Genomic DNA, 13,220 nt, shown 5'->3' with positions numbered 1-13,220 from the left:
AATCAAGCTTTAACCAAACCGTCACGCCAGTGTAAAAAACCACCATTACTCTATCTGCAATAAATTGGTCTAGACCAGAAAAGAAACCCAACATTTGAGATAAAAGCAATGAGTAAACTAACACAAATCGCGGCAGCGATAGTTTTGGCTAGTAGTGCAAGTGTATATGCCTCAAGCGGAAAATTAGTCGGGGTAGTTGCAGACCCACATACAAGTTTATCGGGTGCAACTGTGCGCGTGAAGGGAAGTGAATTCTCTACGGTGACGGACTATCGCGGTGAATTTTCATTATCAAAGCTGAGCCGTGGTAAATATACCTTGGTAGTGTCTTACATCGGTTATGGAGACACCGAGGTAGAGGTTGAAGTGGTTGATGGCAAAGTAGTAACGCTTGAGCCTATCATTCTCAACAGTAGTCAAACTATTGAAGAAGTCGTGAGTGTTGGGCAAATTTTTAGAGGTGAAATGGCCGCTGCCAATACTCAGAAGAATGCATTAAGTATAAAGAGTGTCATTGCTGCGGATGGCATCGGAAAGTTGCCTGACAGAAATGCGGCGGAAGCTGTACAGCGGATCCCTGGAGTTTCTATTGAAAGAGACCAAGGTGAAGGCCGTTTTGTCGCAGTTAGAGGGCTTCCGGCGCAATGGAGCTCAACAAGTTTAAACGGTAATCGGTTGCCAACAGCAGAAGAAGAAACAACGAGCCGAGCAACCGCATTTGACTTTTTCCCCAGTGAATTAATTGAGTTCGTTGAGGTATCTAAGGCAATTACACCAGATATGGAAGGCGATGCAATTGGTGGTAATGTCAACTTTATCACTAAAAAAGGAGCTGATGAGTTCATATTGAAGACGAATGTGGGTGTCGGTCAGAATGAGCTCGCTGAAGGTAATAATTACTCGGCGAATGTGATTTACGGCGACCGTCTGCTTGATGACAAGCTTGGTTTTATTATTAATGCGACAGCTTGGAAGCGCGACTGGGCGACAGATAATTTCGAAGCACGCAGACGTGGAGAGGAAGAAAATTACGGTATTTACCGCTTAGAACTTAGGGACTATACAGGTACAAGAGAGACGTTTGGTTTAAACGGCTCTGTAGAATACGAATTAGATAGTGGTTCTATTAGCGCCAGCGCGTTATATGGCACTTTGATTGATGACGAAACACATTACAAGCATCGTTTGCGATTTGATAAAAGCCGTATCGAGCTGCAACATATCCGCGATGAATTGATCACCGAAATGACAGGGGTTGAGTTGAGAGGTGACCATGACTTGGGTATTGATAAAACCCTAAATTGGCAAATTGCCAGTTATGAAAACGAATTTCGCTATGGTAATAAGCCCAATAAACAAGACCACAGTTATTTTGTGATGCGTTTTGATCAAAAGGTTAATTACTCTGGGTTAACACAAGCGAAAAATGGAAAGTACTACGCCTACAATATTGTCGATGGTGGTCAAGACCCTTGGGACGGTATTCGTACTTATTTGCCTGAAAACTTTAAAATGGATCCGTCTCAAAGCCAGTTATCTTGGGTCAATCTATACAAAGTCTTCGTTAATGAGAAAGACCGAGCTGTGGTTAATGTGGACCTTGAATGGCAAATTGACAACGCGCTCGCTGTTAAGTTCGGTGCAAAATATCGAGATAAGCAAAGGCAAGCGAGCTTTTCGGATGAGTTCTATAGCTGGAAGGCGTCTAGTGGTGACGTGCCAACCCTAGATAGCTTTTCTTTAGCAGAACAGCCGGGTCGCACTGATTACCTGTCAGAATTACCCGTGAATTATCACGCCTTGTTCGCCCCCGTTGCATCGACAGAGGATGCAATGCAATTTTGGAATAGCAATAGGTCGAATTTTGAACTGATTGAAGACGAGTCCGCACTTGTAAACAATGGCGGGGCACTGGGTCGAAACTTTACCGTGAATGAAACACATGCTTCTCTGTATGGGATGGGAATTTATCAATTTAACCAAGATATTGAAATTGTCGCGGGTATTAGAGCAACCCATACAGACACGGATGTATCTGGATTTACCTACCTTGAGGATTCCAAAACACTTGAAGCCAACAATCATACAAAAGATTACTGGGCTATTTTACCATCGTTTCATCTTACCTATCGCGCTAGTGAAGACGTTAATTATCGCTTTGCCTTGACGCGTACATTTGCACGCCCCGACTTCGGAGACTTGACGGCGGGAGGCACTTTCTTAGAGCAAGAGCAACAGCTTAAAACCGGAAACCCTGACCTCAACCCAACATTCTCAACAAATTTAGACTTAATGGTCGAGTACTACTTCGATCGCGTTGGACTGCTATCTGCTGGTGTATTTTACAAAGACATTCAAGACCCAATTTACTGGTCTACAAGAAAAGATACTTATCGAGGCATTGACGGGATCAGCATTAATCGTCCAGAAAATGGTAACGATGCAAAAGTAGCGGGGGTTGAAGTTGCGTTTAATCGCGACTTGGCATTTATCTCCCCTCAATTAGAGCACTTTGGGGTGATGAGTAACGCGACATTGATGGACTCAGAAATGACGGGGCTCAGCCGCAGCGACAATCCTGCAATTCCAGGCCAAGCTGATGAGCTTTATAACTTCACACTCTATTACGATAACACGCAGTTTGCTGCTCGATTATCCGTTAATCACAAAGGTGCTTATATAGATGAGCACGGCACTGGTGGTAGGGCATCTCAAGAAGACATCTATTATGGCGCGAATACGACCGTTGATTTTACTACGTCATACCAACTTAATGAGCATGCTCTAGTGTACCTGGAGTTGAATAACCTGACCGACGAACCACTTGAGTACTACCAAGGAAACGAAGGGCGTCCTCTTCAAGTCGAATACTACGGTATTCGCGGTATGGTCGGGCTGAATTATCAGTTCTAGTTATTAATATCAGATGGCAGGCGCTAAGTCTGCCTTTACAAGTGGAAGTATCATGACCAATCTTCGCCTTTGGCAGCAACCACCTAATTGGCTTGAAAAAGCCAGTGGCATTGGTTTCGTCTTGTTTGCGGCATCTAGCGCGTTTTTAACTTACTTTAGTATGTATGCGTTTCGCAAGCCGTTTTCAGTTAATTCATATGAAGAATATAACAGCTCGGACTGGCTAGTGAGCTTCAAGGTGGCGCTGATACTAGCGCAAGTATTTGGCTATTTATGCGCCAAGTTCATTGGTGTAAAAGTCATCGCAGAAATGCGGCCAGACAGGCGAGTGTATGTGATCATCGGTATGATTTTAAGCGCTGAGCTTGCGTTGGTTTTGTTTGCGTTAACGCCTGTAGGTATGAATGTCTTTTGGCTCTTTATCAATGGCCTTTCACTGGGCATGATTTGGGGGTTGGTATTCAGTTACTTAGAGGGGCGTAAAAGTACTGAAATTCTCGGGGCCGTCTTGAGTGTGACGTTTATTTTGGCATCAGGTCTTGTTAGAACGGTTGGCCAATGGCTGGTGGTAGAGCTCAATGTGGCAGAGCTATGGATGCCAGCAGCAACGGGGGCACTATTTTTACCCTTGTTGTTTTTAAGCGTTTTGTGTTTAAACAGCATTCCAAAACCGACCTCACAAGATGAACAAGCCAGACAAAAACGCGCGCCCATGAGCGGCAAAGCGCGATGGCAATTTTTCAAACGATATTGGTTTGGCATCTCAGCGCTAGTTTTAAGCTTTTTACTCTTTACGGGCTTTCGAGACTTTCGAGACAACTTTTCGGCCGAAATTTGGCAAGCATTGGGCTATGGTCATGAGCCCACTATCTTCGCTTATGCAGGGATTAGAATTGCATTCTTTGTTCTGCTGGCAATGGCGGCGTTGGTATTAATTAAAAATAATCGAACCGCATTTTTCGCTAATCATTATTTTATTTTGTTTGGGGTGTTACTACTTGCTGGGAGCACGTACGGATATGAATCACAGTGGCTGTCCTCTAAAGCATGGATGGTCTTACTCGGCGCGGGTTTGTATATCAGTTACATCCCGTATAACTGTTTTTTGTTTGACCGACTGATCTCCGCAGTGGGTTCTAGCGCCAATGCGGGCTTTTTAATTTACCTTGCAGATTCAGCAGGGTACATCGGTTCTGTAGGGATTTTACTGTACAAAACGTTTGCTACACCTGAACTGTCTTGGCTGCAATTTTTTATATCTGCGTGTTATTGGGTGGCGGCGATAGCTGGCGTACTGGTTATCAGCGCATTGGTTTACTTTAAAACGACGCTTCTGAGCACACAATGGTCGTCCACTCGCAACATTGAAATCGCATCTAGCTAATCGAATTTACACTTACTAGGAATCAATATGAAACACATAGAAGCACTTATTTTGGACTGGGCAGGCACGGTTGTGGATTACGGCTCCATTGCACCAACTAGCATTTTTGTTGAAGCATTTAAACGAGGCTTTGATTTTGATATTTCTTTACAAGAAGCACGCGGCCCCATGGGAATGGGCAAGTGGGACCACATTAATACACTACTCAATACACCTGCAATAGCAAACCGTTGGCAGGCTCAGTTTGGGCGTCAACCTACACATCAAGATGTTGATCATATTTACGACACATTTATGCCTTTGCAAATAGCCAAAGTTGCAGAGCGCGCAGAACCCATTGCTGGTGTGCTGGATGTTATACATCGACTTCAAGCTCAAGGCGTGAAAATTGGTAGTTGCTCTGGTTACCCAAAACCCGTGATGGATGTTTTGGTGCCGGCTGCGGCTGAATATGGCTATGTGCCTGATTGTGTTGTTGCAAGTGATGAATGTGTTGCAGGCTCTCGCCCAGGCCCCTGGATGGCATTAGAAAATATCCAGCGCTTAGGAATTAACCGAGTTGCCTCGTGTGTAAAAGTCGATGACTCTGTACATGGCATTACAGAGGGATTAAATGCGGGTATGTGGACCATTGGGGTAGCCGTAACGGGCAATGCTATTGGTTTGAGTGAGCAAGAGTGGCAGACGTTGGACAATACGCAGCAAGCGGCTTTAACTCGACAAGCTTACAGCCAATTGTCAGCTGCGGGAGCACACTACGTGGTGGATTCACTCGCCGATGTAGATGCCGTGTTGATTGAAATTGAGTCTAAACTCGCGCGTGGAGAGCGCCCATGAAGCGTTTCCAACCGTTTTGGTTTGATGACGCAATTGCTGAGACAGATATCGTCTCAGCGAAGCCGCTAACACATAACTTAGAAACCGGCGCTTGTATCATTGGTGGCGGTTTTACAGGGCTTTGGACGGCGATTATGTTGAAGCAACGAGCGCCAGAGTTGGATGTTACGGTGATAGAAAAAGATTTATGTGGCCAAGGCGCGTCAGGCAGAAATGGTGGAGCCATGCTGACGTGGTCAACCAAGTTTGCCAGTTTGGTAAAGCAGTTCGGCCTAGAGCAAGCGCGCTTTTTGGTACAAAGCTCAGAGCAGGCCGTGCATGAAATTAAACGGTTTGCAGATAGTCACGCTATCGAGTGTGATTGCCGAGTGGACGGGACGTATTACACAGCGTCCAATCAAGCGCAAATTGCGAGCCTAGCTCCGGTCGTTTCATTACTTGAAAAACATGATCTCAACAATTGGCAAACAGTTGATAAAGAAGGCTTGCGAGCAACCGGGTCTGAGGCCAATTTACATGCAATCTATAGTCCGCATGCCGGCAGTGTACAACCCGCAAAGTTAGTGCGTGGGCTCAGAAATGTCGCGCTTAAACTTGGTGTACGTGTGTTTGAAAAAACAGCTTATCAGTCACATATAGATGGCGAGATTGTCACTATCTCAACCAAACAGGGCGTTAAGATTCGCGCGACTAGCCTGACGTTTGCCGTCAATGCGTGGCTGCCTTCTCTGCGCTCGGAGTTCTCTCGACATGTTGTTTTGGTCTCAAGTGATATGGTGATTTCTAAACCAATGCCTGAATTGCTTGAGCAACTCAAACTTGTGCATGGCGCGCCTGTCATAGATGCGAGGATTTTTGTCAATTATTATCGTACGACCTCTGAAGGCAGATTAATGCTAGGCAAGGGAGGTAACTATTTTAGTTTTGCGAATCAAGTACAGACTCGTTTTGATGCACCGAGCCGTTATTTAGATATTTTGCACCGTTCACTCGCGCACTTTTTTGATACCCCTTTACCTATCGAGCGAACATGGACGGGCCCATCTGATCGCAGCGTTTCAGGTATGCCATTTTTTGGCCTACTCAAAGGAAAGAAGAATGTATTTTATGGCAGTGGCTATTCTGGCAATGGTGTTGTGCAATCTTACTTAGGAGGAAAAATCCTGTCATCTTTGATAGCCAATCAGCAAGACTGCTGGAGCCAATGTGCATTGGTAAATGGCAAGCTAGCTAAATTTCCTGCTGAACCATTCAGAAGTATTGGTGCATATGCGATTAGAAACGCAATAAGGCGTAAAGAGCATGCGCAAGATATGAATTTGGTGCCATCCAAATTAGACACTTGGCTGAGTAGGTTAAGCGGCAGCGCGGCTAAGCTGGACCCAGATGTAAACAGTGTTTGAATTGAGTTTTAGATTTACACCAAATGAGATTCCGATTGTCATAAAAGTCACGTAAGCTTGTCACATCTTTGGGGTTTGTACTTTTAAAATACCATGTTGCTTTATCAAAAAATCCGTAATTATATTCAAGATTTACTAGCTCAAGGCTCCATGCAGCCTGGGTCAAAGTTACCTTCAGAGCGGAGTTTACAAGAGGAGTTTAGCTCTACACGGATCACCGTGAGAGAGGCACTTGCAAGGCTTGAAGCCGAGGGCGTGATATTTAGCCAAAAACGCCGTGGTTGGTTTGTCACACCACAAAAACTGCGGTGGCACCCTGCGCGTAAAGTAAACTTTAATCGCTTAACCAAGGAGCAAGGATTTGAGCCGAAAACGGAGGTGATTAGTATTGAAGCGCCAAGCACTGCACACCAAGTGGCTCATGAGCGATTTGAAGGCGAGGCCATTTACAAACTGACTCGAGTAAGAAAGGTCGATGAGCGTGCAATTTTGATGGAAGAAATATACTGTCTCGCAGCACGATTCGAAGGGCTTGAAAATCAGGTATTAAACGGTTCAATTACGGAGGTGATGTCTACAGAATATAATGCTGAAGTGAGCCATGAACAATGTGTGATTAGTGTCACTGTATTACCTGACGAAGCGTCTTCAAGACTGGAAAAGAATAGCGGGGCACCATGTTTAAAAGTACAAAGAGCACGTTATGATGCTCACAAGCAATTAGTGGACTACAACATAGAGTATTGGCTTCATGACGCCATAGAAATGGTGGTTGAAGGGATATAAGGTTAAATGAGACGCGATAGCGCACTACCGCGTCATTGTGAGTGAAAGTTTACATTGCCTGCAATAGCAAAGCGACGCCAATCCCACCACCAGTGCCAATAATGACTCCCATTAATGCCATGAGAATGGCGACAGGCACCAGTGTCTGACTGTAAGCTGCTGCAAGAACAGGAGAGGAGGCGACGCCTCCGATATTTGCCAGAGAAGCAATACCACAGGTGAACAGATCGAGTTTAAAGATTTTAGCAATGGTGGTCAGAATAAGGCCATGAATAAGTAAAATGACAAAGCCGGCCAGTATGTATGCTGGTGCCTGCGTTAGCTCCGCAAAATTAGCATTAGCAGCGATTAGTGCAACCAAAGTGTAAAGTAAAACATTGGACAGTTGAGGCGAGCCAGGAATTTTTCCCAGTGGTGTCATGGCGCAAATTACACCTACAAACGTGACTATCATGATACTCCATGTCGTGCTGGTCAATACGGCATTTTGTGGCAATAGCGCTGATGCGTAGTTTGCAAGTGCTGATAAACCAAAAGCACAGCCGAGTAACAACATCATATCTGGAAAAGTCGTTTCTTTGCGAATTTGATCGTTTGAAAGGGTCAGTTTTTCTTGCAGGTCGTCTAGGGTGCTGGTATCTGCTTTTGTCCATTCGTTAAATTTGTGGGCAAAGGGCACGAGTGCAAGCAAAAACATAATCCACATAGCGTAGTCAATCGAGTCTATCAGTAACGTATAGCCCATGCCCGCATCGTTTAGGCCTAGGGCTTGCTGAACTGCCACCATATTTTGGGTGCCACCTATCCAGCTTCCAGCAAGTGCACCAAAGGTCAGTGCAGCGTTATCGTTTAAGTAATTTTGGAACAGGGCGAATGAGACGATAAAGCCAAGTACAATACTGAGTGTCGCGGCAAAAAATGTGCCCAGTAGTTTTGGCCCGAGTTTGACGATGTCTCTTAAGTCTGCCCTCAATAACATAAGAAAAATCATTGCTGGTAAAATAGCATTTCTAACTTCACCACGTGCTTGTTTAACGGAATCTGTCATTTCCCAAACACCTAAAGTGGACATCACCATCGCAGAGAAATATATAATAATAACTGCTGGGACATATTTAAAAAAACGACCGTCTTTATATTTATTTTCATACCAAATGACGAGACCTGAAAAGAACATTAAAAATGCGATAAATGAGAATCCATCTTGGATCATGATTTCCTCTATTTTAATTATTATTTAACCAGCGCTATGCTAGCTGATCTCCTTGAGAAAAACGATGGTAATCTTTGACACCATGTGATTTGGCAAGCTGCTTGTTGCCGGTATTTAGGCTAATAATCCAAACACGTCCTTATTTATGCTTTGACTCCTATGCGCTTTAATTAAAAAATTCCCAAATTTTAGACTAAAGGCTAATTGCTTTTGTAAAGTTGTAATTTGTTCCTATCTATATGTTTTAAATAAACTTTATTTTTATTTTCACTGGCGAACGGTTTCTGCGTGTCTATATTTAAGGTTCAATATGTATGCAAGAAGGAACAACTTATGCGAACGTTAAGGCAATGCAGTATTTATCAACGCCTCACGATTTTAATTGGGACAGTGATTGCCGCTTTGGTGATCCAAAATATTCTTAATTTGCAGCGTCAATATGCTGCATTGGAATCACAGCAATACGAAAAAACACAAAGCTTAGTAGAGAGTGCTCACAGTATTTTACGCCATTTTTATCAACTACAGCAAAATGGCACCTTATCCGAATCAGAGGCGCGCCAAAGTGCATTGAATACGTTAGCGAGCTTACGGTATGAAGGTAATAATTACTTTTGGGTAAATGACTTTGAGCCTGTCATGGTCATGCATCCCTTTAAGCCAAACCTAAACGGCAAGTCACTTACTGGGGTAAAAGACCCCGACGGCAAAGCGCTTTTCGTGGACATGGTAAATGTAGTGAAGCGGCAAAATGGTGGGTTCGTACCATACAAATGGCCAAAACCGGGCGCGGAGCAGCCAGTTGAGAAAATTTCTTTTGTGAAAGGGTTTGAACCGTGGCAATGGATTGTTGGTTCAGGCGTTTATCTAGATACAATCTATGCAGAATATCAGTCGCAAAGAAATGACCTGCTTGTCGATTTTGGTGTGATTATTATTCTTGCGATTAGCTTGAGCATACTCATTTCAAAAAGCATTTTGCATCCCATTCGAGAAACTGCGAATACCATGAAGCGCATTGCCAATGGGGATGGAGATTTGACTTTGCGTCTAGATGAGTACGGTAAAGATGAAGTGGCTAAACTGACGAAGCACTTTAATGCTTACACAGAAAGAATGCGCAGTTCAATTTTGAAAGTTGCAGGCAACAGCGACAGCGTAAAAAACCTTGCCCATGAGGTGGATCAGGCTGGGCGCGGAAATTTAAACTTCATCGAAATGCAAAATGACAACAGCCGGCAAGTTGCTACTGCGGTTGAACAAATGAGTATGCAGATTCAAGAGATTAACAATAACGCTGAAGCGGCTGAGCAAGCTGCAAGCGATGCGATGAAAAATAGTGCATCAGGTAAAAATACGCTCGCAAAAACAATTGGTACGATTGAGAGTCTTTCTTCAAACATCCAGCAAGTCAATGAAGTAACCAGTTCATTGGCTGAGGAAAGCAATAATATAGGCTCTGTGCTGGATGTTATTCGCGGTATTTCAGAACAAACAAACCTATTAGCTTTAAACGCAGCAATTGAAGCAGCCAGAGCTGGAGAGCAGGGAAGAGGATTTGCGGTTGTTGCTGACGAAGTCAGAACGCTTGCAAGTCGAACCAGTGAAAGTACCGATGAAATTCAATCTATGATTGAGCGTTTGCAGCAGGGAGCGCAAGCGGCGGTGATTGCAGTGCAACAAAGTCAGGCAACTTCAAAAGAATCAGTACAACAAGCTAAAGAAGCGGATACTGCTTTGACTGAGATTGAACGCTTAATCGAAGTAATTTCGCAAATGAACAGCCAAATTGCGCGCGCCACACAAGAACAATCACATGCAGCTCAAGAGGTTAATCGGCGCATAACGGATCTGTCGGATTCTACAAATCTGTCCTTAGATGCTACGCAATCACTGACCGATACGAGCAAGGCACTGCGCAGCGCCAGTCAAGAACTTGGGCTTGTGGTTGAAGGTTTCAGAGTTTAGTGCAGCAATTCGGAGCTGACTATAAATGCGGCTCCGTATAATCAGCGATTTAATAATGGCCTTAAATTACTGTATGGGTATATTAAAAGCATGTAGACTGCGCCTTTTAGCCTGAAGCTGGCGCTTTCCATATCTCAAAGAGCAGCTGCCGAGTAGTTAGTTCATTATTTTTTTGTGTATTTTACGGGTGATTCCAGCCGAGTTATTCTTTTTCCCAAAGCACTGAAGCAGATATATCTGAATGAAGAGTTGGCAAACGAGCGAATACACTGAACTCAAGTGGCGATGAGTGGCGTTATTGTGATTGGCTTGTTAGTCACATTCTCTAATTATTTATTAGTTGCTAGCCACCCAAACCAAGTGGTTTTACAGAGCGAGTCTTTGAAATGTGGCAAGGCAAGGGGATGAGGGAAAAGTGATAATGAATGGTAACTATATGGAAATTGGCTATTTTCATAATGACATGACGAATAAAATAATAAAAATAGTTTTAAACGATTCGAACAAAGAGCCAAAATAGAAACTAATTATTTGAAATTGATTAAACAATTGAACTCGACTCTGATTAAAGGATAAGAAGTAATAAGATGAAAACGACATTGATATTGTGCTGCTTGGCTTTTATTTTGATTGGCTGCCAGTCAAATCAAGCTAATCAACAACAGAGCGAGGCTGGACCAAGTTGCCTGCCAGAGCACTTTACTTATGCTTGTCATAGTAAAATGAAGAAAAAAGTAATGAGTGATGCCACTGCGGTTAAAGTGCTTAATGCGTATGACTACACTTATGCTGGTAATTTGGATAAAGCACTTGATATTTTATTGAGTATTCAGCCAATCAACTCCCATGATCGGGCTGTGGTTGATTACTATATCGGTAGTATTTCATTTCATAATCAGATGCCAAAACAAGCCGTAAAGTACTTGAACCGTGCGGTTCATTTAAAAGAGCTTAATGCCTATGACCACGAAAAGGCATTGAAGAACCTAATTGAAATATTCGTTGGGTTGAATAACCATGAAGCAGCCAAGCAGCAACTGCAAGTCTATTACACCTATCTTGATAGGCCGCTTGATAAAACGGCCTATCAGTTACTGCTAGACAAGCATGTAGCGCCAAAACCGGTTATTCGCATAGAACCAAAATACCCGATACATGCGGCCCAAGCAAAGGTAGAAGGACATGTTCAACTTATGTTCGACTTAAACATGCAAGGCTTTCCAATAAATATTGAGGTGACTGAGTCAGTACCAATTGGCGTGTTTGACAAAGAAGCGAAGGCGGCGCTGGCAAAATGGAAGTATCATGTGCAACTTAATGAAAACGGAAATGTACAGAACGGTAAACGACTGGAAGTGCAATTGGACTTCAAATTGAAATAAATTTGTCGATGCGTTTTCGAGAGTGTTTCGGGGACATACCCAAAAAGCGCAGTGCAAAAACTGGTTATGCACTGCGATAATCACTGTTTGTCTTTTACCAATACTTTGCTTGAGCAACAGCCTCTAGTAATTGTGTGATGTCTTGAGGAGTTACTTCGCCGATATTACCAATTCGGAAGCAGTCGGCATTGGAGACCTTGCCTGGGTAAATCACAAAGCCTAAAGATTTTAATTTCTGATAAAAACGTTTGAAGTCGTATTCAGGCGAGTTTGGTGAATAAAAAGAGGTAATAATTGGTGATTGTAGCTCTATCGGGAGTAAGGCTTTAAACCCAAGTGCTTGCATGCCTTTAACGAGCAGCGCTTGGTTTTTTGCATATCGCTGGTAGCGCGCTGAAATACCACCTTCTTGTTTGAGTTCAGTTAATGCTTGGGCAAACGCTCTGACAACATGGGTCGGTGAAGTGAAGCGCCACTTTCCTTGGTTTTGCTCCATGGTTTGCCACTGTGCGTATAAATCGAGGGATAATGACCGAGCATTATCTTTAGCGTTGTGCATAAGCGCTTTTTTGGCAATGACAAAGCCAAACCCCGGTACACCCTGGATGCATTTATTGGCGGAGCTTATCAATACGTCAACTTGCCAGTCTGCAATGTCAAAAGGGATCCCACCAAAGCTACTCATTGCGTCTAGTATCATGACTTTCTTGTGTTTGTTTACGACAGCTGCAATCTCTTTTGCTGGGTTTAAAATACCGGTTGTGGTTTCGCAATGCACCATCGCAACATGTGTGATAGTCGGATCTGAAAGTAGTGCCTGTTCGACATCTTTAATGTCTGGTTGCTGCGTTTCAGCATAATTTAACGCCGTACAAGCAATTTTAAGGTATTGTGCAATTTCGATTATACGCGCGCCATAGGCCCCATTATTAATTACTAGTAGTTTGCCGCCATTGGGAATAAGCGTGCCTATGGCAGACTCGACACTACTAGTGCCACTTCCTTGCATTAATGTTGCGGTATATTCAGTGCTGCTAGTGGCGAGTGAGCATAATTCGCTACGAATGGCCTGTACAATGTCTAAGTTATAATCATCATCCCAAGTACACCAATCTTTTAGCATGGCTTCTTTAACAGTATTTGATGTAGACAATGGGCCAGGGGTTAATAGTAAATAATCGTTGTTCATGATGCTTCTCTTTCTGGTCTATACCAGTTATTAAAGCACGAAGTTAATGACGGTTTGATGACGACAATAAGTCAGTCGGCAATTTTTAAGTGGTTGCAATAAACTGGGGAAGTTGAACAAAGAGCTGTGATATCACGCATGATGT

At 43.5% G+C, this 13,220-nt stretch carries 9 protein-coding genes; 7 read left to right on the top strand and 2 right to left on the bottom strand.

The window, feature by feature from the left end; genetic code table 11:
- The first annotated feature begins 108 nt into the window (after positions 1–108).
- The 5 genes from N480_RS19600 (at position 109) to N480_RS19580 (ending at position 7,323) form a co-directional block, all read left to right on the top strand.
- The gene (locus tag N480_RS19600) at positions 109–2,913 is read left to right on the top strand and encodes a TonB-dependent receptor (protein WP_063374115.1); all 2,805 of its coding nucleotides are present in this window, start codon (positions 109–111) and stop codon (positions 2,911–2,913) included.
- A 52-nt stretch (positions 2,914–2,965) separates the two neighbouring features.
- Positions 2,966–4,297, top strand: a complete 1,332-nt coding sequence (locus N480_RS19595; protein WP_063374114.1) for a DUF5690 family protein — start codon at positions 2,966–2,968, stop codon at positions 4,295–4,297.
- A 27-nt stretch (positions 4,298–4,324) separates the two neighbouring features.
- The gene (gene phnX, locus N480_RS19590) at positions 4,325–5,134 is read left to right on the top strand and encodes a phosphonoacetaldehyde hydrolase (RefSeq protein ID WP_063374113.1); all 810 of its coding nucleotides are present in this window, start codon (positions 4,325–4,327) and stop codon (positions 5,132–5,134) included.
- Positions 5,131–6,537: an FAD-dependent oxidoreductase gene (locus N480_RS19585; protein WP_063374112.1), complete on the top strand. Its 1,407-nt coding sequence runs from the start codon at positions 5,131–5,133 to the stop codon at positions 6,535–6,537. The genes phnX and N480_RS19585 overlap by 4 nt, the downstream gene beginning before the upstream one ends.
- Positions 6,538–6,630: 93 nt before the next feature.
- Entirely contained in the window at positions 6,631–7,323 is a 693-nt protein-coding gene (locus N480_RS19580; RefSeq protein WP_063374111.1) for a UTRA domain-containing protein, read from the top strand.
- A gap of 49 nt (positions 7,324–7,372) precedes the next feature.
- Here N480_RS19580 and N480_RS19575 read toward each other — a convergent pair whose 3' ends face one another.
- Complete coding sequence (locus N480_RS19575; protein WP_063374110.1) at positions 7,373–8,536, bottom strand: DUF819 domain-containing protein; 1,164 nt, start codon at positions 8,534–8,536, stop codon at positions 7,373–7,375.
- Positions 8,537–8,869: 333 nt separating this feature from the next.
- Here N480_RS19575 and N480_RS19570 point away from each other — a divergent pair, with 333 nt between their 5' ends.
- Together N480_RS19570 and N480_RS19565 are read left to right on the top strand one after the other, a co-directional pair.
- The gene (locus tag N480_RS19570; RefSeq protein WP_063374109.1) at positions 8,870–10,504 is read left to right on the top strand and encodes a methyl-accepting chemotaxis protein; all 1,635 of its coding nucleotides are present in this window, start codon (positions 8,870–8,872) and stop codon (positions 10,502–10,504) included.
- 587 nt (positions 10,505–11,091) lie between these two features.
- A complete protein-coding gene (locus N480_RS19565; RefSeq protein ID WP_063374108.1) occupies positions 11,092–11,886 on the top strand; it encodes an energy transducer TonB in 795 nt (264 codons plus the stop codon).
- A 94-nt stretch (positions 11,887–11,980) separates the two neighbouring features.
- On the opposite strand, the gene phnW is transcribed toward N480_RS19565, so the two are convergent.
- Positions 11,981–13,075: a 2-aminoethylphosphonate--pyruvate transaminase gene (phnW, locus tag N480_RS19560; RefSeq protein ID WP_063374107.1), complete on the bottom strand. Its 1,095-nt coding sequence runs from the start codon at positions 13,073–13,075 to the stop codon at positions 11,981–11,983.
- Between the last annotated feature and the right edge of the window lie 145 nt (positions 13,076–13,220).

This window comes from Pseudoalteromonas luteoviolacea S2607 (genome assembly GCF_001625575.1).
Taxonomy (GTDB): domain Bacteria; phylum Pseudomonadota; class Gammaproteobacteria; order Enterobacterales; family Alteromonadaceae; genus Pseudoalteromonas; species Pseudoalteromonas luteoviolacea_E.
Note: the sequence above shows the minus strand (reverse complement) of the source record. Positions and strands in the feature narration are given on the sequence as shown.